Raw genomic sequence first — 21,316 nt, forward strand, 5'->3', positions numbered from 1 at the left:
GCGAGACTGCATGGCCTGTGGTACGAACCGGCTTTAGGTAGCAAAGACCACTAAACTGGCGTCATTGCTCCCAAGTCGCTTGCAGACCCGAACTTTATCCAGGAGGGCCAGGTTCTGATACCAGGGCAATTGTGCAAGGATGCCTTGCACAATTTGCTTCTCCGGCAACGTTGCGGCGAATTTCCCATAAATTTCAGTTTTCTAGACGAAAAACCTCTGACGTCCGGGAACCTCGAATGGAGATCCGCGGCAAGTCGGTCAATGACTAGGGCACCCCACCCATGAGCAACCTGCCGCTCGATAATTTCTCGTCCAATCCCGCCAGTACAGCAGGATCATTTCGCTGTTGACGGCGAGGGCCGCACGGTGGCGGCCGGTGTATTCTGGGGGGGACGGTTGGAGAGGTATGCTTCGCTTTCATGCGATTTTTTCTGCGACATCATGCCAGTCAGTTAGGCATCAGACCACAGGGTTGATCGGTGTCGGAACCCATGTGGATGATCCCTTGGCTGCGACAGATTGGTCGAGCTGCTGCGAGATCGCGAGATAGATCTCGCGCCGGAAGTTGAAGATGCCCCCGCACGGAAGGTCCTGCGATCGATCAGGCCGGGCGCGGCCATTCTGGGTGGTAGTTGTCGATGACGAACGCATGCGCATGCCGATAGCCACCGGCGATGGGCTGGGCATTCGCCAGATGGGGATGGTCGTCGGCCAACCCGTCGTGGACGTGCTCCACCTCGTCCGGATCCCCAGCAGGCCAGACGGCCGCCGCCACGACCACGGCAGCGGCCGCGATGGCTGTCAGAACCAGAAAGGCGACCGGCATGCCGGCCTTCGCTCCGACCCAGCCGGCGACGGGATAGGTAATCAACCAGCATGCGTGGGAGAGAGCGAACTGGGCGGCGAACAGCGCGGGGCGGTCTTCCGGTTGCGAGGACCGGCGCAGGAGCCGGCCGGACGGTGTCTGGGTCAACGAATAGCTGAGGCCGAGCACGAACCAGAGCGGAAGAAGCAACGCGTAGCTGGGCAGCAAGCTTCCGGCGAGAAGACAAAGAACCAGCGCGCCGGCGCCGACCGTCATGGCGCGGCGGTCCGATATGCTGTCCAGAAGACGCGGCAAGACGAATGCCGCGACCATCGACCCGCCGCCGAAGGCGGCCAGAGCCAGCGCGGTGGCGCGCTGCGTCATGCCGAAGCCGGACTGGACGAGAACCACTGTGTTGACGATCACCATGGAGCTGGCAGCGGCAGCGGCGAGGTTGAGCGCGAGCAGACCCCGGAGCCGCGGCGTGGCCAGGTAGATGCGCAGCCCGCGCGTGGTCCGGTCGTAGATGCCGCGACGCTCGGTGGGTTTCGGGCTGGGAAGCACCACGGAGACGACCAGCGCTGCCGAGGCGAGGAAGCCGACGACGGTGCCCGCGAACAGCGTGTGGAAGCCGATGATGGTCAGCAGCGCAGCGGCCAGCATCGGGCTGACGACGCTCTCGAGATCATAAGCGAGGCGGGAAAGCGAAAGGGCGCGGGTATAGTCGCGTTCGTCCGGAAGGACATCGGGAATCGTGGCCTGGAACGTCGGCGTGAACGAGGCGGATGCCGATTGCAGGACGAAGATCAGCACGTAGACCTGCCAGATCTGATCGACGAAGGGCAGCGCCAAGGCGACAACCGCCCTGACGAGATCGAGCGCGACGAGCATCGTCCGACGCGGAAACCGTTCGGCGAAAGCGGCGGCGATTGGCGAGACGCCGACATACGCGATCATCTTGATGGCAAGCGCAGTCCCGAGCACTGCACCGGCGTTGGCGCCGGCGAGATCATAGGCCAGCAGTCCGAGCGCAACGGTGGCAAGCCCGGTGCCGATCAGGGCGATCACTTGGGCGGCGAAGAGGTGGCGATAGGTCCGGTTCGCAAGTACGCGCAGCATGGTGTTCATCCATTACCGAATTTCGAGCGGTCGATCGGGCATCGGCACACGGTGCCATGCGGAGGCATTTACCTCCGTAGGCTTTGAATACGATCGAGCACCGCCCGTACTTTCGGCGGCCCCAATCGACCTGGTTGTCTGGTTCGAACTCACATTCCTCTCGAGAGTTCGCCCCACCGCGACACGTTGTCCCGATCATCGACGAGTGTGCCCAATGATCTTTGACTCGTTAGATCGGCCGTGCGACACAAACCTTAATATAGGGGGTCCCCTTATAGGGGTCAAACCCGTACGCATCATTCTCGGTGATTTGATTTTTGCCGCACAGGAGCCCTCCGGATCGGAGGAATGTTTGGAAATGAGCGAGAAGCATCTGCACGAAAGTCATCCGAACATCGTCAAGCGGCTGAAACGCGCGGAGGGACATCTGCGTCGCGTTATCGAAATGTTCGACGAGGGGCGCCCCTGCGTCGATCTCGCTCAGCAGCTTCACGCGGTCGAAAAGGCGATCAGCGAGGCAAAGCGGACGCTGATCCACGATCACATCGACCATTGCCTGGACGCTGCGACGAACGGCGGCGGCGCGCCGACGAAGGCGACACTCGCAGAGTTCAAATCGATCTCGCGCTACCTCTGAAGCGGGATCCGGGGAAATTTCGATGACAAGCAAGCTCTACAGGTTCGGCATTTTCGCCTTGGTGTTCGCTGCCGGGGTCGCGGTCGCGACGCTGGCGCAGCGCGGGCAAGGAGGCGCGGGAAAATCGGCAGGCTCCGTCGCCGCGAAGACCGAGACCAAGCTGGCGCCGTCTTCCAGTAAGACGGACATTCCGATGGACGACGAACGGATTCAGGCCGCCGAGATCGGATTGAGCGAGACGGGTCCGGGCACCGTAGCGAAAAGGTTGGTCGTGCCCGGCATACTCATTCCGGATTCCGACCGTGTCGCACGCGTGACGGTCAAATTGGCCGGCACGGTCTCGGAGTTGCGCAAGAACATCGGCGACGAGGTCAAGCGCGGCGACCTTCTTGGCATCATCGAAAGCCGGGAGGTCGCAGAGGCCAGGAGCGAATATCTCGCGTCGAAACTATCGGACGAGCTTCAGCAGGAGCTCACGGGCCGCGACAAGGGGCTATCCGAAGGCCGCGCCATCCCCGAACAGCAATACATCAAATCGCGCAGCGCGGCGGCGCAAAGCCACATGCGTTTCGACATTGCGCGCCAGAAGCTTCTCGCTCTCGGACTGGAGGAAGCCGAGGTTGGAGCGACCCCGAACGCGCCGGAGGGCACGTTGCGGCTTCAGGCCGTCCGTGCGCCGATTTCGGGTCGCGTGGTCGAGCGCAAGGTCGAGATCGGTACAGCCGTCGGACGCGACAGCCAGTCGCCCGAATTGTTCGTCCTGGTCGATCTCAGCAAGGTCTGGGTCGAAATGACTGTGAGCTCGAACGACCTCGCGAACGTTCGTGAAGGGCAAAGCGTCCGCATCTCCGTCGCCGGCGACGCCGCCGTCGGGACGGCGAAGGTCAGGTTCGTGAATCCGGTGTTGGACAAGGAAACCCGGTCCGCACGGGTCGTGGCAGAACTCGACAATGCCGACCGCACCTGGCGGCCGGGCGCTTTCGTCACGGCGGCAATCGCCGTCGACGAGCGGGAAGTGCCGGTGGTGATCCCGATCACCGCCATACAGACCGTCGCGGGCCGCAAGGCGGTCTTCGTCCGGACAGCGGACGGCTTCCGGAAGCGCGACGTCGTTCTCGGTCAGCGCGACGGTACGTCGATCGAGGCCACGTCCGGCTTGAAAGCGGGCGAGCGTATCGCGAGCTCCAACACATTTTCGCTCAAGGCTGAGCTTTCCAAGCCGACGGACGAGGACTGATGCTGATTGAACGCATTGTAGAGTTCTCGGTCCGCCGCCGTTGGCTGGTCCTTTTCTTGGTACTCGCGGCCACGCTGTCGGGGATGTGGTCTCTGACCCGGCTGCCTATCGATGCCGTGCCGGACGTCACCAACGTCCAGGTCCAGGTGAACGCCGTGGCGCCCGCACTGACGCCGCTCGAGATCGAAAAGCAGGTCACGGTCGCGCTGGAGACGGCGCTGGCCGGAATTCCCGGCATGGAAGCGACGCGATCGTTCTCGCGCAACGGCTTCGCGCAGATCACCGTGGTCTTCGCGGATCGCACCAACATCTATTTCGCACGGCAAATGGTGACCGAGCGCATAAACGATGCCAAGTCTCTTCTGCCACCCAATGTCGATGTCCGCCTGGGACCGGTTTCGACCGGCCTTGGTGAGATCTACTGGTGGGCCGTGGAATATGAGAAGCCGGGTGCGACGGCGCCAATCCGGGATGGCGCGCCGGGCTGGCAGAGCGACGGCAGCTATCTCACGCCCGAGGGAGAGCGGCTCACCGACGACTTCAATCGGACGGTCTACCTTCGCACCGTGCAGGACTGGATCATCCGGCCGCAGATGAGGAGCGTGCGCGGCGTCGCCGGCGCCGACGCCATCGGTGGATTCGTCAAGCAGTTCCAGGTCCAGCCGAATCCCCAGAAGCTGATCGGACTCGGCGTCACGCTCGACCAGATCATCACTGCGATCGAAAAGAACAACGCGAGCCGCGGCGCCAACTACATCGAGCAGAACGGCGAGGGCCTTGTGGTGCGTGCCGCGGGACGCGTCGAGAATGCGGACGACATCGCCCAGATCGTCGTCAGTACGCGCGGCGGCGTTCCGGTGCGCGTCAAGGATGTCGCCGAGGTTCTTATCGGCAAGGAATTGCGGACAGGCAGCGCCAGCTCGAACGGACGCGAGGTCGTCCTCGGAACGGCGCTGATGCTCGTCGGGGAAAACAGCCGGACGGTGGCGGCAGCGGCGAACACGAAGATCAACGAGATCAACAAAACTCTACCGCCCGGCATCTACGCGCGTACTGTACTGAACCGCACCGAACTGGTCGATGCGACGATTCGGACGGTCGCGACCAATCTCGCCGAAGGCGCTCTGCTCGTCGTCGCCGTGCTGTTCCTGATGCTAGGCAACTTCCGCGCCGCCTTGGTCACGGCATGCGTCATCCCGATCACCATGATGATCACGGCCACGGGCATGCTCGGCGGGCGGATCAGCGCCAACCTCATGAGCCTCGGTGCCCTGGACTTCGGCCTCATCGTCGATGGGGCGGTAATCATCGCCGAGAACAGCCTGCGGCATTTCGCGGAGCGCCAAATCGAGCTCGGTCGGCCGTTGAACCGCGAGGAGCAGTTGAAGACCGTCTCCGCATCGACGATCGAGATGATCCGCCCGACAGTCTACGGGCAGGCCATCATCATCCTCGTCTATGCTCCGCTGCTCGCCTTCACGGGGGTCGAAGGAAAGACCTTCGAGCCGATGGCGTTGACCGTGATGATCGCGCTCGCCGTGGCATTTGTGGTTTCCTTGACGTTCGTTCCGGCTGCCATCGCGATTACAATCACGAAGTCGGTGCGCGAGAAGGAGAACTTCATCGTTCACGGCCTGAAATCGGCCTATGTCCCGCTGCTGTCGCGGGTCATGGTCCGACCGGTACCGGTCACGGTCGTGGCGACCCTCCTGTTCGTCGGCTCGCTCGTCCTCTTCTCGACGCTTGGCCAGGAATTCACGCCGACGCTCGACGAGAAGAACATCGTCATGGAAGTGAAGCGCGTGCCGAGTTCGTCGATTACCCAGTCCCAGGCGATGCAACTCCAGATCGAGAAGATGATCAGCAAGATTCCCGAAGTGGCCTTCACGTTCTCACGGACGGGCACACCGGATCTCGCGGCCGATCCCATGCCGCCCAACGCGTCCGACACCTACATCATCGTGAAACCGCAGGACGAGTGGCCCGATCCTTCGATGACGAAGCAGGATCTGATCGGAAAGATCGAGGCCGAAGCAAGCAAGCTGCCTGGAAACAAGCTCGGCTTCTCGCAGCCCATCCAGATGCGGTTCAACGAGCTCATCGCGGGCGTCCGGGAGGATCTCGGGGTCAAGGTGTTCGGCGACGATTTCGACGCGATGCAGACGGCCGCATCCCAGATTTCCGACGTGCTTCGAAAGATCGACGGCGCGGAAAGCGTGAAGGTCGAGGAGACCGCGGGTCTGCCGTTCCTCGAGATCAGAATCGACAAAAGCGAAATCGCACGGCGCGGGTTGAATTTGAAGGATGTCCAGGACCTCATCGAGACCGCCGTCGGTGGCCGGACTGCCGGCCTGGTCTTCGAGGGAGATCGGCGTTTTCAGATCGTCGTGCGTCTGAACGATACGCTGCGCAACGATGTCGAAGCCATCCGGAACCTGCCGGTGCCGTTGCCCCGCATCGGCGACAACGCGTCGACGGCCTCGGTGCCCCTGAGCGCGATCGCGACGCTGGAACAGACGGACGGCGTCAACCAGATCAGCCGCGAGAACGGCAAACGGCGCGTCGTGGCGACCGCCGAGGTGCGCGGTCGCGACATCGGTTCGCTGGTCGCAGAGGTGCAGGCCAAGGTCGAGGAGCAGGTCAAGTTGCCGCCGGGAAGCTATCTGGTCTGGGGCGGTCAGTTCGAGAATTTCTCCGTTGCGCGGCAGCGTCTGGCGCTCGTCGTGCCCGGCTGCTTCGCCTTGATCTATCTTCTTCTGTTCGGCGCGCTTGGCTCGTTCAGGGACGCCTTGCTCGTCTTCAGCGCGGTGCCGTTGGCGCTGACGGGCGGCATCGCGGCATTATGGCTGCGCGGGATGCCATTCTCGATATCCGCCGCCGTCGGATTCATCGCGCTGTCGGGCGTCGCCGTTCTGAACGGTCTGGTGATGCTGACGCAGATCAGACAATTGATCGGCGAGGGCGTGCCCGTCTTCGAAGCCGTGAGGAATGGAGCGATGACCCGGTTCAGGCCGGTCGTGATGACTGCGCTTGTCGCTTCGCTCGGCTTCGTGCCGATGGCACTGGCCACCGGCACTGGTGCCGAAGTGCAGCGGCCGCTCGCGACCGTGGTCATCGGCGGACTCATCACGGCGACGCTTCTGACGCTCGTCCTTCTGCCGGCGCTGTACAGCAAACTCGGAGGAGCGAAGCGGTGAGTCAGGGCGTGCAACGCGAGGCCGCAGGCGGCCAGCGTACCACCGTCGATCTGTTGAATGCACAGCAGGACCTCGTCAACGCAAAAGCGCGCCTGATCGGCGCGCAGCGCGACCGCGTGATCGCGTCGTATTCCCTCCTGCGCACGGTGGGAAAACTGGACGGGCAGACGCTGGGATTGAAGACACCGGACTATCTGCCGGAGGTGCATTACCAGCAGGTGCGCGATGCATGGCATGGGCTGCGGACCCCGGCGGGACAATGAGGAAGGTGGAGAAAGATGCGTCGAGCCCGCGAAAGAAAGCGGCGGCGGACGGCAACGACCACCGGGCTTGCAAGCGTTGCGGTGGCGAGATGGTCCTTTACAGGACAGGGCCCCATCCGAAGTATACCCACTTCGAAGTGCAGCGGTTCGAATGCCAGGATTGCCGAGCTCAATTCGCGCGCACGGTGGCGGCTTGATGCTCCGGAGCGTTGGTGGCTGCGGAATGGGGCTCTGGGGATGAGAAATCGTCTCCTGCGGTGAAGGACGCCTTTCCGCGCCATCCAAGATGGTTATCCGTCGGGGCGGAACGAACGACAAAAAAACTCGAGACACCGCTTCCAATCCCGGATTCCGGTTGCCGCGAACGCATTCCGAAGGATATCCTTGCCGGAGCGGATCGATAAGCCATGCACCAACCGAACAACGTCATTCCGTTTCCCCGCAAGCCGGTACAGGCTGGCGAAGACGACTACGCTCACAGGATGCTGCTGAACGGCTTTGCATGTGCATGGATTCTCGTCGTCGTCGGTAGCGCCGCATGGACCTTCGAGGTGATCGCAACCATCCCGAAGCGGGACTGCAATTTCTCCGCAAGGCGCCCCTGTACGTCGATGGCCCAGCGCGCGACGGCGCCGTCGTTCTTTTTGTCCGACGGGTTCACGAACTGAACCGATGTGGCGGACACCCTCGCAGGGAGGCCTACGGCAGGCGAAATGCCTCGCCAAAGCTGGCGTCCCGGGGGCAGATGCATCGTACGGGCCGAGCGGCAGCACGTCGGACGTTCAAGCCGGATGCCGTCCCGCCCGCTGCTGAATCAAGGCGATGCAGGCGACGATGAATGCAGCGAGCACCGCGGTGGCGGCGTATCGACTCAGGGCGAGGCCGCCGTCGGCGAGGGGCTTGTCCAGGAAGTCGCCGACCGTGGCGCCCAGCGGACGTGTGAGGATGAAGGCTGCCCAGAACAGAACCGTGCGGGAGACATCCGTCCAGTAGTAGGCCGCTACGACGACGGCCAATGCCGCTCCGAAGACCAGTGCCCCGCCGCCGTAGCCCAGTCCCGTGGAATCAGCCATCCAGTCGCCGAGTGCGGTACCCAGGGTCTGCGAGAACATGATTGTCGTCCAGTAGAACACTTCCGCCTTCGGCGTGACGACGCTTCTCACCGACACGGTACCTAGCGCGCGGTACCAGATCGCGAGCGACAGCAGCAGGAGAACGAGAAGCAGCGAACTACCGCCGAGATATCCTATGCCGAGAGACCGGTCCACAAAGTCGGCGAGCGTCGTGCCCGCCGTCGTCGTCGCCACGATGACCGCCCAGTAGAGGAATGGATGGAATCTCCGGACGCTGATCTGGGCGGCTACGGCGACGATGAAGAGCGTCGCGAAGATCGCCGTTCCGACGAGATAACCCAGATGCATCGACATCGTGACGGCATCGCCTCCGGTTTCTCCCAGCGTGGTCGCTGCGATCTTGATGACCCAGAAGCCCAGGGTAACGGCGGGTAGCTTGTTCGTGCTGTCCTTCGAACGGTATTGCATGGAGTGTCTTCCTGTTTCGATGAAGCGTCTGAGAAGCGGCTTTGGTTAGGGTTTGCCTGCGAACCGATCGATCGTGGCGACGACGTCGTCGACCGCGGACCTGCACGCAACGAGATCCGGCGACGCGGCCCTGACCGCGGTGAGTGCGCGGTCGATCGCCTTGTCGAGTGTGTGCCAATCCGCGGCAGCGCGCGGCTTCAATCCGGCTTCCGCCTCGTCCCAAGCCGTCTCGAGATCCTTTAGGCGCGCCTTCGCGCCGGAGAGATCGTTCTTGTCCAGCAAAGCCTTGCTGTCCGCCACGATGGTCCGGAACGATGCGAGGTTTCCCAATTTCGGCGCCTCCGCCTGGGCGGCCCCGACGACGAACGGCGCCGAAAGAAGCGCGCCGGACAGCGGACTCGCACCAAGCAGCAACGACACGACAATCCTAAGACAGGTCTTTCGAATAGACATGTTCGATCTCCATTTTCGATGGGTTTGTTTTGATAGGCTCATGCTCGCTCGTTCATGGTCATCGAACGGTGCAGAGTGAGGAACGCGACAAGCGCGATGATGACGGTGAGAAAGCCGAGGCTGGTGTAGACCGAGCCGAGACCAAGCCCGCCATATTCGCGCGATTGAGAAAGCAGGTCGCCGAGCGAAGCTCCGAGAGGTCTTGTCAGGATGTAGCCGACCCAGAAGCACGACACGGCGTTCGCGCCGAGGTAATACGCCGCCGTGACGACGGCGATCATCGCGCCGAAGACGACGACGCCCAGATTGAAACCGAGACCCACGGCCTCGGTCGCAAGATCGCCCGCCGCCGTACCCAGGGCGAACGTAAAAAGGATGGCGGTCCAGTAGAAGAGTTCGCGCCGTGACGTGACGATCGTGTGGATCGAGAGCGTGCGCTCCGCGGCGAACCAGAGCGCGAACGTCGCGGCCAACGCCGCCGCGAATATCGGCGTGCTGACGTAAAGACTCACGCCCATCTCGTCGGTGAGCGCGTCGGTGATCTGAGTGCCGACGACGCTGACCAGCACCACGGTCAGCCAGTAGATCCAGGGGACGTAGCGCGACATTCGCATCTGAAGCGTCAATGCAGCGACCAACAACGTCAGCGTGATGCCGTCCGTCACGGCAGTGCCCAAACCGGCGTGTACCGCCAGATAGTCGGCGCCGGTCTCGCCGACCGTCGTGGACATGATCTTGATCGCCCAGAAAACGAGCGTTACCTGCGGAACCTTGTTTCGAAACCGGGCAGTTTGTTGTTCGGCGACATTCATGTCGTTCCCCTTTGCGGCTCGTTCCCCTTTGCGGCGCCGTCGATGTTCGTGCGCCCTTCCTCGTCGTTAGGACTGCCGACTTAGCGACGACTTAGAAGGAGATCTGCCTGTGAACGGTCGTGCGCGCTCGTCAGGCCGAAAAGGGCTAAGATGCCGCTAAGTGACTTGGGTCAGACGGAGCGAGGGGCTTTTTGGAGTAGATGAAATGAAAAAGCTGAAGATCATCGTTTGCGCCGCTGCCGTCATGACTTCCGCGGCCGCTCTTGCTGACGACGCCAAGACGGCGTCCCACGAGGTGGGTAACGTGGCACAAGCCAGGACATCGATGGGAGCCGCGGTCGCGGCCGCCGAAAAACATGCGGGCGGAAAGGCGGTCCGGGCGGAATACGAAAAGGGCAAGGACGGGCGGTGGACCTACGATGTCGAAATCGCCGGCGGCGCCGACGTGTTCGACGTGAAGATCGATGCGGACGCGGGCTCGGTGATCGCATCGACGAAGGATGCGGCGGATTCCGACGACGAAGGTGACAAGGCAGATTGAACGCCGTTAGTTTGCAACCGAGACCGGCGGCGGTATCCGCCGTCGGTCGCCTCGAAGGCCGGACATGCGAATTCTTTTGATCGAGGACGACCGGATGATCGGCGCGGCCGTCGTCCAGGCGCTCAGAGACGCCTCATACGCCGTCGACTGGGTTACGGACGGCGGGAGCGGCATCGAAGCTGCGAGCGCCGAGACCTACGACCTCGCGCTGTTGGACCTGGGGCTGCCGACACCGGACGGGACCGAGGTATTGAGGCAGTTCCGAAAGACGGGACATCGGTTGCCCGTGATCATCGTGACGGCGCGCGACGCGATCGACGACCGGATCCAGGGGCTGGACCTCGGGGCGGACGACTACATCGTCAAGCCGTTCGAGATGCGAGAGTTGCTCGCGCGCATGCGGGCGATCCTGAGACGGCAGGGAAGCGGCGGATCCGCAGTCTTGAGCAACGGTGCGATCAGCCTGGATCCCGCGACCCACGAAGTGGCGCACGCGGGCGAGATATCGCGGCTAACTGCACGGGAATTCGCGTTGCTGCAAGCCCTCCTGCTGCGTCCGGGCACCATCCTGTCGCGCATCGACCTCGAGCGGCATATCTACGGTTGGAACGAAGAGGTCGAGAGCAATGCCGTCGAATTCCTGATCCATGCCATACGCAAGAAGATCGGAGCGGCGGCCATCAGGAACGTTCGCGGCGTTGGATGGATGGTGGACCGGCCATGTTGATGTCTTCGCTGCGTGGCCGCCTCTTTGCGGGACTGACAGTCTTCATTGTAGGAACCGGCCTGGCGGCGGGCTATCTCGCCTTCCGATGGGCGTTCAACGAAGCGATCGAGCTTCAGGATTCAGTGCTGCTGCAGGTCGCGTCGCTGGCGGCGAAGAGCCGCTTGACCGATCAGCCCGTCGACCCGGGCATCGACGAAGAGGCGAGGCTTGTTGTCGAGGAATTGACGTCCCGTGCCGACGGTGCGGTGTCGAGCGCGAGGCGTCCACTGCGGCCTGACCTATCCGACGGCCTTCAGACCGTCACGCGGGCGGGAGAGCAGTGGCGCGTCTTCGTCCGGACGCGGAGCGACGGCACCCGCGTTGCCGTCGGCCAACCCACGGCCAGCCGCGACGAAGTCGCCCAGGACAGCGCGCTTCGGACGATCGTGCCCCTGGGTCTTCTGACGCCCGGACTGATGCTGCTGATCGGCATCGTCGTGGATCGGAGCCTGCGCCCGTTATCGCGCCTGGCGGAGGCACTCGATGCCAAACAGACCGATCATCTCGAACGGCTGCCGACCGAAGGAATTCCGAAGGAGCTGCTTCCCTTCGTCGACTCCATCAACCGCCTGCTCGACCGCATCGCGACCATGTTTGACCGACAAAGACGGTTCGTCGCCGACGCGGCCCATGAACTGCGCAGTCCGATCACCGCTTTGTCGCTGCAGGCCGACAACCTCGACCGGTTTGCGCTGTCGGACGACGCCCGGCAACGGATGGATTCGCTCCGAACCGGGATCCGCCGGACCGCGCACCTGCTGGAACAACTCCTCGCGTTCGCCAGATACGACCAGGCGCCGTCCGCCGCGCTGGCGGAAGAGGCCTTTGACCGCATCGTCAAGGAGGTGGTCGCGGATCTGCTTCCGGAAGCACGGCATTCCGGGATCGACCTCGGATTCGCCCACGTCGATGCCGCGGCGCTGCGGGCCGAACCGCTCGCGCTTGCCCTGCTGGCGCGCAATCTCATCGACAATGCCATCAGGTACACGCCGGAGGGCGGCACCATCGACGTGAGCCTGCACAACAGGGATGGCGCGGCGGTGCTTCAGATCCAAGACAGCGGGCCCGGTATTCCGGGGCAGGACATGGAACGCATCTTCGAGCCGTTCTTCCGCGGAGTCCGGCCCCGCGGTGACGGAACCGGATTGGGTCTGTCGATCGTCCGGCGCATCGTCGATCGTTACGACGGCACCATCGATCTCCATAGCGTGGACGGCAACGCGGGGAGGGGCCTCACGGTCCGCGTGACGCTGCCGCTCGCTGACAGGCGATCCGGCGCCGCCGATCAACGCTGAACGGGAAGGCCGCCCGATCGATCGTTCTTTAGGGCTAGCCGTGCACATGCGCGTGCGCGAGGAACGCGAACGGCCGATCAATCCAGAGGGGCTTTCACAGACGCCTTGATGCTCGACACGATGGGACAATCGGTTTCACGGCGCTGTTCACCTTCTCGCTCGGCATTGCGTTTCATTAAGAACGCGGCGGTAGCCTGGGGCTTGGCCTCGTTCACCGTCCTGACGTTCGGCATAGCGCCCACGTTCCGGTGGCCATAAACATAGCCGCCAGTCCGAAACTGAATATTGGTGAAACCACAGTCCACAACACGCCGACACTCGCGCTGGATACAAATTTCGCAAGGCCGTTCACAGTACCGAGTGCGCCGTAACTGATGGCTAGGGTTTCTGGGTTCACCATATCTGCGGTGACGGTGGATTCGAGCGAGTCTTGTGCCGCGACATAGAGTCCTCCAGTGAAGAAGATTCCCGCGAGCGCCGCGATGCTGTCGATTTTGAGCCAGAAGGCGAGGCCGGTCAGAACGGCGGTCAAGGCGCCGAGCGCATACCCGAAGCGCAGAACCGGCAGCGAACCGAACCGGTCCGCCAAGATGCCGATGGGGTAAGAGAAGACGACCTGTACGACGTTTCGCCACACATAGAGCAGCCCTGCGATTTGGGCTGCCTGCAGGACGCCCATTGACGGCGTGAGCAGTTGCGTTGCTGCCAGGATCAGAAGGCTATGTGAGAAATCGCCAATGCCGAAAATGCCAACAGCCCCAAGGTAACGTTTGAAGCTGGCTGGAAGGCCGCGCAGCGTAGAGAAAAACTTCAATGCCGGATTCGGCGAGTGTTCCGGGTCCTTCACCATCGTGAGAAAGGCCACGACCGCTAAGAGCCCAGGCACCAGGGTGAGCCAGAACACCATCCGGAACGGCCCGGCCGTTGTCCCCCATGAGAGATTTTGTGCCCATCCAAGCAATGCGACGCCGAGCAGAGGACCGACAACGGCGCCGATAGAATCCATGGCGCGGTGAAAGCCGAAGGCGCGGCCACGCGTTTCAGGTGTGATGGCTTGAACGAGGATGGCGTCGCGCAAGGGGCCACGCAGACCTTTTCCAAACCAGGACACGATACGGCCCAGCAGGATCATTGGCCAACCAAGGGCGATTGCGATGAGCGCCTGACCGATCGGTGTCAAACCGTAGCCGAACAATACGAGCATTTTGCGATGGCCAAATTTATCGGCAATGTAACCGGCCACCATCTTTGTAAAGCTCGCGACTGCGTCGGCTACGCCTTCGATGATACCAAGCACTGCGGCCGGAATGCCGAGCACCGCCAGAAAGCCTGGAAGAATGACAGTTGTGGTCTCGTAACAAAAATCACCGAGAGCGCTGGTGAGACCCGCGCCGACAACGGTGCGGTTCAGCCAGCTCTGTCTCTCGACGCTCGTCGAGGATGCATCTGAATGCGGCGTGCCCTGCTTGGCATCAGAAAAATCGCTCATAGCGGAATCTCAAAAGTCGCGAGGACCGGGTCTCGGGCAGTTTGTCACTGGCTTCAGAACCGAACAAAAGTCCGGCTTGACGATCGCATGGGAGTCATTTTTCAATCAATGCTCTTCGGCCTACGTTGTCGATGACCCCGTCCGTTTTTTTGTGAGCCTTACTGTCGAAGTCGAGGTACTGATTTAGATGAGGGGGCGTAGGCTTTCATGCACGTCGTCGGTAAGCGAAGTGAAGCCTCGTTGGGTCCAACGCCTGACCGATCCTCAGCCGCACCGTTACCCACTGACCTCACTCATCGACAGCGGCTTGGTCGAGCCAAGGGGCGGCCACACGTTTCGACGTTCGACTCATGTACTGAGTGGACTTGGAATCGGGCGGGTATCAGTTAACTGTTTGACGGCGCTGAGCTTTTCAAAACTTCGATTCTCTTAATGGAATCAGAAGGTTATTGTTGTTCGATGCCGGGCCGGAATGTATGGTGCGGCGGGAGGAATATCTTGGGACGCCGTCGCCGCGATAGCAAGAAGGATGGACCGCTTGGTCGCCGCGTAGCTGCGCTAGCAGCACGCCTCGGCTATGCCGGGTGCACGACCTTTGTTACGGCGGAATCGATCGGAAAGACGCGGGTCGGTCACGTCATCAGACAGGCGCTGACGACGATGAGCATTTACGGCGTCCTCTCGCTCGAAGACGGTTTTTTGCCGTCGAGCCTGAAGCCGGTCGTCTATCTGGCGACTGCAGCAGATGCGCAAGAGTGTCTCGAAATCCGCAGGAGTGTCTGGAGTCAGGGCGTCGCCCCATTCCTGATCATCGTGACGGCGGACACCGTGGAGATTTGCAATGGGTTTGAGCCGCCCAGCGTGGCCAGCACCAAGGTCGTCTTCGATCCGGCGTCGGACGACCTTCCGGGGGAGCTCACGGACTTTTCGAGCCGCCGCATCTCGTCGAGCGTAACCTGGGGCAATTTCGAGCTCCACAGGGACTCGAGCGTCGACAATGTTCTCGTCAATGCGATCGAGGCGTTGAACCATCGCGCACGCTCCGACTTTCCCGAGTTCGAGAACGACAGGGACCTGATTAATGCACTGATCGGGAAGTTCATCTACATCTACGTCCTGATCGATCGGTCGATCCTGACGCCGACCTGGCTATCCCGCAAGCTGACGGGCGCTGCGCTTCGTTCAGGTCAGCAGTTCATCGACGCCGTCTTCGGGGATGCGGTTCATGCGCAGTCGTTGACGTGGACGGCGACCTCGGCATTGGCCGCCTTCGACGTCGTCGACGATGCGATCAACGGTTCGGTATTCCTGCTCTCGGACGAACAGAAGGCGCGCATTCCCGACGGGCTTTGCCATCTCATCCACCGTGTCGTGCGCGGTGGCGAGATGCTGCACGCGGACTCGAGCCAACCCGGTTTCTTTAACGTGTCCTTCGACGTACTTCGGACCGAAACCATCTCGGCGATCTACGAACGTTTCGTGAGCATCGAAGACGCGGCGAAGAAGAAGGATGACGGCGTGTTCTACACGCCACCCCATCTCGCCGACCATGTTCTTGATCGGTTGGAATCGGTCAGTCCCATCACCCCAACATCCCGGATCGTGGATCCTGCGGCGGGCTCGGGCATCTTTCTCGTCGGAGCCTATCGGCGTCTGATGGAGTCTTATGTACCCCAGGGTGGTTGGACGCCGGGCCACATCGACGTGGCGAAGCGTCTTCTCCTGAACTCCATCCATGGAATGGAGAAGCATCCGCAGGCGGCGAATGTCTGTCGTTTTAGTCTCTACCTGACGCTCCTGGAGTATGTGGGTCGCGCGACCATCGACGAACTTGTCGAGGCTGCCGGCTCCGAGAAGTTTCTTCCTGATCTGTCGAGGAATATCATATCCGCGGACGCGTTCGCCACGCAGGCGGGAGGCGGCATGTTCACGCATGTCGTCGGGAATCCGCCCTGGTCCATGTCCGGAGGCCAGAAAGACCGATCCAATCGGAGCAGGGGAAAGAAGGAAACGACCCCGGCCATCGAAGCCTTCAAGGCCGAGCTCAAGGAGCGAAAGATCTCCTTCGCGCACGATCGGCTTTGCGATTTGTTCACCTGGCTGGCGCTGCTCAGGCTCGTAGAACGTGGGGGTGCCGTAGCGTTCGTGATCAACGCGAAATCCGTCATCGGCCGTCATGCGAACAACTTTTCGCATTGCTTGGCGACCCATGCCACGGTGCGGTGGACTGGAAACCTCTCGCATCTGCGGCGCAAACTGTTCGTCGGAGTGGAAGCTTCCGCGTTCGTCTTCGTGGCCATCAACAAGGTGCCGACTGGTGCGGACCGCGTCGCAGTCTATCGTCCATTGCTGTCTTCGCTTCCGACAGGCCGCAAAAGGGAGATCTGGAGTCTTCTGGCGTCGCAGGCGGACATCCAAATCCAGCGTTCGCAAGATCTTCAGAGAGGTCCGAACGGATGGTTCACCCAGACAATGTTGAGCCAGTTCGACCGCCGCATGCGCGATGCGCTCTCCACCTGGGCGACCGCGGACGAAAGAACGTTCGGCGATTTCGTGGATCGGTCCGGGCTCTTGCTCAGCAAGGGCGGAAGTCCGGCCGAAACCGGCGTCGCACGACCTGAACGGGCCAACGGCACCGCGCAATTGCACCCGTTGACGGTCTCCGAACTTGCCAAGGTATCCGCCGAGTATCGAGGCTTCTTCGCCGGGAACGTCATTCTCATTCCGCGCAGCATGAACGATGCGACCTACTGGGCTGATCCGGTCGCTTATCCGTCGACGTTCAATGGGCTCATCCCCGTGAGCCAGTACGAACAACTGAAGAAATCGACGCGGCGGAAAGCGCAGGCGGAGAAGTTCGACCCAAGGTTCGTGGAAGGACTACTGGCCTATCTGAACTCGACGGTGATGAAGTACTTCGCCTCGCTGTTCGGGGCGAGCTTTTTCATGGACCAGGCCAGATTGGAGAAAAATGACCTGCGCTCCATGCCGTGTCCGTTCGAGGGTCCGAAGGACCGGGCCCTTCTAAAGCTGGGCAAGGCTGAGGATATCGATGGGGCGATCCTGGACGCGATGGAGGCGGGCGGAGACTTCAGAAAGGCGTTCAAGGAGTTCGCGACGTTCCGACGTCATTTCGCCAACGCGCAGACCCCGAAAGACAGCTTGCTGCGGCCGTCTGCCGAGGCGGTGAAGGCCTACGTTTCCAGGCTCGTCGCCGAACTCCAGTCATCGTTCGACCGAAAACGCAAAGTTCGTGCGACCGCGTCACACATCGGCGACGATCGTGCCTACGTGATCGTGGCGATCGGCGCGCACGATGGAGAGGAGATTGATCTTCGCGGCCTCGAAGGGCAGTTCCTTGGAAATTCGATCGTCACCTTCGATCGCAAGAGGGAGACCTCGGTGATCGTGAAGACGCCGTCGAGAAGCGCATGGACCATCGACCAGGCGGTGGCCGATGCGGCTGCGCTTGGGCGCGAGATGAGAGGCAACCAAGCATGAAGCAGGACGTGCCCGCGACCACCGTTTCTCCGGAGGAGGATGAATGGACCACGTTTCTGGCGAACGCGATCGGCGGCCTCCGGATCGCGTCTGAGGAATTGAGGAAGAAGCGCGCCAAGTACGAGAAGAAGACCGATTGGTTTCGCAGCAAGAAGACGGGCATTCCACGCGAGAATTCCGTGACCCGCGCGTTGGCGGATCAGTTCAAGGAGATCAGGGCAAAGCAGGCGATTTCGGGGTCGGGCGCCCACGTGCTCGATCTGCGCCACATCTCGATCGAGTGCGAGCTTCCACGTCCGTTCGATCCGGGGATCAGCGATGAGGCAAAGCCCACTGACATTGCGATATCGATGTTCAAGGACGGGGAGCTCGATCTGCGGATTGAGGCGAAGACGATCGTCTCGAAGGCCGACCTGAGGAAATACGTCGGAGCGGACGGAATGCTCAGGTTCGAGGATGGCAAAAATCCGTACACCGTTTCTCCTTTCGGCGGTATGGTAGCGTATGTCGTCGATAGTGATGCTGAAACCTGGAGCAAAGAGATTGCCGAGAAAGTTGCGTCCGCCGTGGGCGAGGGGCGCACGTACTCTCGCAAAATAGGGACGGCCGACCATCAGGTATCAAAACACAGCTTCGCTCTCGAGGCGGAAGAGGGGAGTCCCGCATATAGCGTAGACGTCGTTCATCTGGCTCTCGAAATCGACGCCATACCGTCGAAACGGCCATGACAGGAACGCGCGAGGGGCAGACCCTGCGAATCGCGGAATAGCTCGGGGTTGAGGTCAGTCATCGACGTGACACAATTTCTCATTCGATCCGCATTCCGCATGCGTGCCCCGCCTCGAACGGATATTTTTTGAACGCGGTCACTTTTGTGAGGCAATCCGACGCGGAGGCTGGCCCGAATTTCGCAAGCGGTTGCCGAAATGTGATAGTGTTCGCCCGGCGGATTTGCTATTCGGACCCAATGGAACATCGGATCCAGATCGACCCATCGAAAAAGCAAGCGCGCGGATTCCGTCGCGGGCTGCTGATGGTCCTTGCTTTCGTTTACCTTTTCGTAGGCGTCGCCCATCAGATTTCCTGCTTCGATCAGGCCGTTGCCTCCACCTTCGGTATCGAAAAAGTTGCGGACGTCCCGTACGATGGCGGCTCGCCGTCGGAACTTGCGCTCTGCGATCATTGCCCCACATGCGCACCTGCCGTGATGCCGGCGCCCGTGATGGAAGCTGCTCCGTGCGGTCTTCCTGCTTCGACGACCATCTTGGTGGCTTCGTTCTCCGCGGCCGACCACGCATGGCTCGACTCGCCCCCACCAAAATTCCTGACCTGAACGTAATCGCCGGGCGCATCGCGCCCTGAATCCGTCGTTCGTCAGGTTCCATCATGATCTCGAAATACGCCACGCGTCTTGCGTGCGCGACTGCGTTGCTCGCCGGTCCGTTGCTGGCAGGCGCCGCGCATTCGCAGACCCTCTCCATGGGGGCCGCGCTTCAGCGTGCGCTCGCGACCAATCCACGTCTAACCGCCGCCGAGCGCGACATCGGCATCGCCACCGGTCAGCGAATCCAGTCCGGCGCGCTGATCAATCCGGAGATATCGTACGAACAGGATAATTCCTTCGGCTCGGGTGCCTATCGCGGAACCCGATCGGCGGAATCGACGCTGCAGATCAGCCAGATGTTCGAGCTATGGGGCAAGCGCGACGCGCGCATCGCGGCCGGGCAGGCGGGTCTCGATCAGGCGTCGATAGAACGGCAGGCCGTGCGGCTCGAAGTGCTGGGCGAGACCGCGATCGCGTTCCTCAACGTGCTCGGTCTGCAGCGCAGGATCCAGATACTCGATGAGCAGGTCGAATCCATCGACAAGATCACGCCGCTGCTGCAGCGCCGCGTCGAGGCCGGTGCGTCCTCCGTGGCCGAGACGGGGCGCGCGGAAGTGGCGTCCGCTCTCGTCAAGGCCGACCGCGAGCGCACGAAATCTTCGCTCGCGACGGCGCGGCGTGAGCTTGCGGTTCTCATGGGAGACATCACGCCGAAATTCGGAGTCGTCTCCGGACGCCTCGACGCGACCGGACGCCCGCCGGCGTTCCAGGCCGTGGTCGCGGCCATCGACGCCAATCCGCAACTGGTGCGCTGGACTGCGGTCTACGCGCAGCGGAACGCTCAACTGATACTCGCTCGCCTGAAGCCCTATCCCGATGTGACGGTTTCGGCGGGATGGCGGCGCTATAACGACACCGGCGACAGCGCGATACGTCTAGCCGTCTCGGTTCCGATACCGGTGTTCGATCAGAACCAGGGCAACATCTTCTCGGCGCAGGAGAGCCTCGCAAAGACGGCAGCCGAGCGAAAGGCCAACCGAAATACGCTGATCGTCGTGGCGGGGCGCGCCTACGACACGCTGCAGGGATCACTGCGCGAGCTCGCGATCCTCCGTGAGACCGCGATCCCGAAATCGAAGGACGCCGTCGATGCGATCTTCGAGGGCTACGGGCAGGGACGCTATTCGCTCCTGGAAGTGCTCGACGCGCAGGCGAGCGTCGCCCAGGCGCGTCTCCGCGAACAGGAAGCCCAGCAGAATTTCCACGTCGCCGTCGCCACCATCGAGGGGCTTGTCGGCAATCCGTTTGCACTGGCTCGGGGGAGCGCACGATGAAGAAGCCTATCGTCGTCATGATCGGCGCACTCGCCGTTTTCGCAATCGGCGCCGGCGTGTACGCCGCCGCGCCGAGCAAATCGTCCGAGCCGCCTGCGAAGGAAGCCAAGCAGGAGGAAAAAGGCCGTGAGGAAGAGGGCGTCGTCGAGATGAGCGATGCCAAGGTCGCCTCATCCGGGATCGAGATCGTTCAGGCTGCGGAAGAGACGCTGCACGACTCGCTGGTTCTGAACGGCATCATCCAGCCGAACCAGGAGGCGTTGGTGCAGGTTACGCCACGTTTTCCCGGAGTCGTCCGCGAAATCAAGAAGCGTATCGGCGATCCGGTCGTGCAGGGCGAGCTCCTCGCGAAGGTCGAGAGCAACCAGAGCCTCACCACGTATGAAATGCGCGCGCCGATCTCCGGAACCGTAATCGACCGGCAGATCTCGCTCGGCGAATATGCTTCGGAGCAGAAACCCGCCTTCATCGTCGCCGATTTATCAACCGTCTGGGTCGATCTGTCGGTCTACCGGCGCGACCTGCCGCGGGTGAAGGTCGGTGACGGCCTCAGCATCGACGTCGGCGACGGGGGCAAGCCGATCGAGGCGAAGATCTCCTACGTCTCGCCGGTCGGCAGCAGCGACACGCAGAGCGCTCTGGTGCGCGCTGTCGTCCGGAACGAGGGCCTGCGCCTGCGCACGGGCCTGTTCGTGTCGGCGCGTCTGATCCTGTCCGCGAAGAAGGTGCCGGTGGCTGTGAAGGCCGTCGCGATCCAGTCCGTGGAAAACCGGAACGTCGTCTTCGTCCGGAACGGCACGAAATTCGAAATGCGCGACGTCGAAATCGGCGCGCGCGATCCGGAGAACGTGGAGATCGTGTTCGGTCTTGTCGAGGGCGACAAGTACGCGGGCAAGAACAGCTTCATCGTGAAAGCGGAACTCGGGAAGGGCAGTGCTGGTCATGAGCACTAACCACCGCCCTCGCGCTTCGTCGGCACGCGACCTCGCATTCCAGCACCGT

17 protein-coding genes and 1 pseudogene are annotated in these 21,316 nt (G+C 62.0%); 13 read left to right on the forward strand and 5 right to left on the reverse strand.

Going from position 1 to position 21,316, the window contains the following annotated elements:
- Positions 1-601 precede the first annotated feature (601 nt).
- On the reverse strand, positions 602-1,924 hold the full coding sequence (locus AB7783_RS07050; protein WP_441277215.1) for an MFS transporter: 1,323 nt from the start codon (positions 1,922-1,924) through the stop codon (positions 602-604).
- 358 nt (positions 1,925-2,282) lie between these two features.
- On the opposite strand from AB7783_RS07050, the gene AB7783_RS07055 reads away from it, so the two are divergent.
- The 5 genes and pseudogenes from AB7783_RS07055 (at position 2,283) to AB7783_RS07075 (ending at position 7,926) form a co-directional block, all read left to right on the forward strand.
- Positions 2,283-2,561: a metal-sensing transcriptional repressor gene (locus AB7783_RS07055; protein ID WP_441279651.1), complete on the forward strand. Its 279-nt coding sequence runs from the start codon at positions 2,283-2,285 to the stop codon at positions 2,559-2,561.
- A gap of 22 nt (positions 2,562-2,583) precedes the next feature.
- Positions 2,584-3,798, forward strand: coding sequence for an efflux RND transporter periplasmic adaptor subunit (locus AB7783_RS07060; protein ID WP_441277216.1), 1,215 nt, complete (start codon positions 2,584-2,586; stop codon positions 3,796-3,798).
- A gap of 2 nt (positions 3,799-3,800) precedes the next feature.
- Positions 3,801-6,995 (forward strand): efflux RND transporter permease subunit, encoded by a 3,195-nt coding sequence (locus AB7783_RS07065; RefSeq protein WP_441279652.1) that lies wholly within the window; start codon positions 3,801-3,803, stop codon positions 6,993-6,995.
- Positions 6,995-7,258, forward strand: a pseudogene (locus AB7783_RS07070) (TolC family protein); the annotation flags it as partial. The gene AB7783_RS07065 and the pseudogene AB7783_RS07070, both read left to right, overlap by 1 nt.
- 407 nt (positions 7,259-7,665) lie before the next feature.
- On the forward strand, positions 7,666-7,926 hold the full coding sequence (locus AB7783_RS07075; protein ID WP_441277217.1) for a hypothetical protein: 261 nt from the start codon (positions 7,666-7,668) through the stop codon (positions 7,924-7,926).
- A gap of 114 nt (positions 7,927-8,040) precedes the next feature.
- Here AB7783_RS07075 and AB7783_RS07080 read toward each other — a convergent pair whose 3' ends face one another.
- Genes AB7783_RS07080 through AB7783_RS07090 form a run of 3 tightly spaced genes read right to left on the reverse strand, consistent with a single transcriptional unit; the run spans position 8,041 to position 10,064 of the window.
- Positions 8,041-8,799 (reverse strand): COG4705 family protein, encoded by a 759-nt coding sequence (locus AB7783_RS07080; protein WP_441277218.1) that lies wholly within the window; start codon positions 8,797-8,799, stop codon positions 8,041-8,043.
- Between the two features lie 45 nt (positions 8,800-8,844).
- Positions 8,845-9,252 carry a histidine kinase gene (locus AB7783_RS07085; protein WP_441277219.1) on the reverse strand — a complete coding sequence of 136 codons (408 nt, stop codon included), beginning with the start codon at positions 9,250-9,252 and terminating at the stop codon, positions 8,845-8,847.
- Between the two features lie 38 nt (positions 9,253-9,290).
- Entirely contained in the window at positions 9,291-10,064 is a 774-nt protein-coding gene (locus tag AB7783_RS07090; protein ID WP_441277220.1) for a COG4705 family protein, read from the reverse strand.
- A gap of 205 nt (positions 10,065-10,269) precedes the next feature.
- On the opposite strand from AB7783_RS07090, the gene AB7783_RS07095 reads away from it, so the two are divergent.
- The 3 genes from AB7783_RS07095 to AB7783_RS07105 all read left to right on the forward strand — a co-directional run bounded on the left by AB7783_RS07095 (position 10,270) and on the right by AB7783_RS07105 (position 12,666).
- Positions 10,270-10,605 (forward strand): PepSY domain-containing protein, encoded by a 336-nt coding sequence (locus tag AB7783_RS07095; protein ID WP_441277221.1) that lies wholly within the window; start codon positions 10,270-10,272, stop codon positions 10,603-10,605.
- Between the two features lie 64 nt (positions 10,606-10,669).
- Positions 10,670-11,332: a response regulator transcription factor gene (locus AB7783_RS07100; protein WP_441277222.1), complete on the forward strand. Its 663-nt coding sequence runs from the start codon at positions 10,670-10,672 to the stop codon at positions 11,330-11,332.
- Positions 11,326-12,666: an ATP-binding protein gene (locus AB7783_RS07105; RefSeq protein ID WP_441277223.1), complete on the forward strand. Its 1,341-nt coding sequence runs from the start codon at positions 11,326-11,328 to the stop codon at positions 12,664-12,666. The genes AB7783_RS07100 and AB7783_RS07105 overlap by 7 nt, the downstream gene beginning before the upstream one ends.
- A 211-nt stretch (positions 12,667-12,877) precedes the next feature.
- Here AB7783_RS07105 and AB7783_RS07110 read toward each other — a convergent pair whose 3' ends face one another.
- The gene (locus AB7783_RS07110; protein WP_441277224.1) at positions 12,878-14,155 is read right to left on the reverse strand and encodes an MFS transporter; all 1,278 of its coding nucleotides are present in this window, start codon (positions 14,153-14,155) and stop codon (positions 12,878-12,880) included.
- A gap of 498 nt (positions 14,156-14,653) precedes the next feature.
- On the opposite strand from AB7783_RS07110, the gene AB7783_RS07115 reads away from it, so the two are divergent.
- The 5 genes from AB7783_RS07115 to ihpB all read left to right on the forward strand — a co-directional run bounded on the left by AB7783_RS07115 (position 14,654) and on the right by ihpB (position 21,267).
- The gene (locus AB7783_RS07115) at positions 14,654-17,656 is read left to right on the forward strand and encodes an N-6 DNA methylase (RefSeq protein ID WP_441277225.1); all 3,003 of its coding nucleotides are present in this window, start codon (positions 14,654-14,656) and stop codon (positions 17,654-17,656) included.
- Positions 17,653-18,384, forward strand: coding sequence for a hypothetical protein (locus AB7783_RS07120; protein WP_441277226.1), 732 nt, complete (start codon positions 17,653-17,655; stop codon positions 18,382-18,384). Before AB7783_RS07115 ends, AB7783_RS07120 begins: the two co-directional genes overlap by 4 nt.
- Positions 18,385-18,512: 128 nt before the next feature.
- Positions 18,513-18,989 (forward strand): hypothetical protein, encoded by a 477-nt coding sequence (locus AB7783_RS07125; RefSeq protein ID WP_441277227.1) that lies wholly within the window; start codon positions 18,513-18,515, stop codon positions 18,987-18,989.
- Positions 18,990-19,042: 53 nt separating this feature from the next.
- Positions 19,043-20,314 (forward strand): divalent metal ion exporter subunit IhpA, encoded by a 1,272-nt coding sequence (ihpA, locus tag AB7783_RS07130; protein WP_441277228.1) that lies wholly within the window; start codon positions 19,043-19,045, stop codon positions 20,312-20,314.
- A complete protein-coding gene (ihpB, locus tag AB7783_RS07135) occupies positions 20,311-21,267 on the forward strand; it encodes a divalent metal ion exporter adaptor subunit IhpB (RefSeq protein WP_441277229.1) in 957 nt (318 codons plus the stop codon). The genes ihpA and ihpB overlap by 4 nt, the downstream gene beginning before the upstream one ends.
- The last annotated feature ends 49 nt before the right edge of the window (positions 21,268-21,316 follow it).

The organism is Tardiphaga sp. 172_B4_N1_3 (assembly GCF_052076035.1).
Taxonomy (GTDB): domain Bacteria; phylum Pseudomonadota; class Alphaproteobacteria; order Rhizobiales; family Xanthobacteraceae; genus Tardiphaga; species Tardiphaga robiniae.

Bases quoted from the DNA above. Each gene is read 5' to 3' on its own strand.
- AB7783_RS07050 (WP_441277215.1), bottom strand. From the start codon at position 1,924: ATGCTGCGCGTACTTGCGAACCGGACCTATCGCCACCTCTTCGCCGCC.
- AB7783_RS07110 (WP_441277224.1), bottom strand. From the start codon at position 14,155: ATGAGCGATTTTTCTGATGCCAAGCAGGGCACGCCGCATTCAGATGCA.
- AB7783_RS07120 (WP_441277226.1), top strand. From the start codon at position 17,653: ATGAAGCAGGACGTGCCCGCGACCACCGTTTCTCCGGAGGAGGATGAA.
- AB7783_RS07090 (WP_441277220.1), bottom strand. From the start codon at position 10,064: ATGAATGTCGCCGAACAACAAACTGCCCGGTTTCGAAACAAGGTTCCG.
- AB7783_RS07060 (WP_441277216.1), top strand. From the start codon at position 2,584: ATGACAAGCAAGCTCTACAGGTTCGGCATTTTCGCCTTGGTGTTCGCT.
- AB7783_RS07105 (WP_441277223.1), top strand. From the start codon at position 11,326: ATGTTGATGTCTTCGCTGCGTGGCCGCCTCTTTGCGGGACTGACAGTC.
- AB7783_RS07075 (WP_441277217.1), top strand. From the start codon at position 7,666: ATGCACCAACCGAACAACGTCATTCCGTTTCCCCGCAAGCCGGTACAG.
- ihpB (WP_441277229.1), top strand. From the start codon at position 20,311: ATGAAGAAGCCTATCGTCGTCATGATCGGCGCACTCGCCGTTTTCGCA.
- AB7783_RS07055 (WP_441279651.1), top strand. From the start codon at position 2,283: ATGAGCGAGAAGCATCTGCACGAAAGTCATCCGAACATCGTCAAGCGG.
- AB7783_RS07100 (WP_441277222.1), top strand. From the start codon at position 10,670: ATGCGAATTCTTTTGATCGAGGACGACCGGATGATCGGCGCGGCCGTC.
- AB7783_RS07080 (WP_441277218.1), bottom strand. From the start codon at position 8,799: ATGCAATACCGTTCGAAGGACAGCACGAACAAGCTACCCGCCGTTACC.
- ihpA (WP_441277228.1), top strand. From the start codon at position 19,043: ATGATCTCGAAATACGCCACGCGTCTTGCGTGCGCGACTGCGTTGCTC.
- AB7783_RS07095 (WP_441277221.1), top strand. From the start codon at position 10,270: ATGAAAAAGCTGAAGATCATCGTTTGCGCCGCTGCCGTCATGACTTCC.
- AB7783_RS07085 (WP_441277219.1), bottom strand. From the start codon at position 9,252: ATGTCTATTCGAAAGACCTGTCTTAGGATTGTCGTGTCGTTGCTGCTT.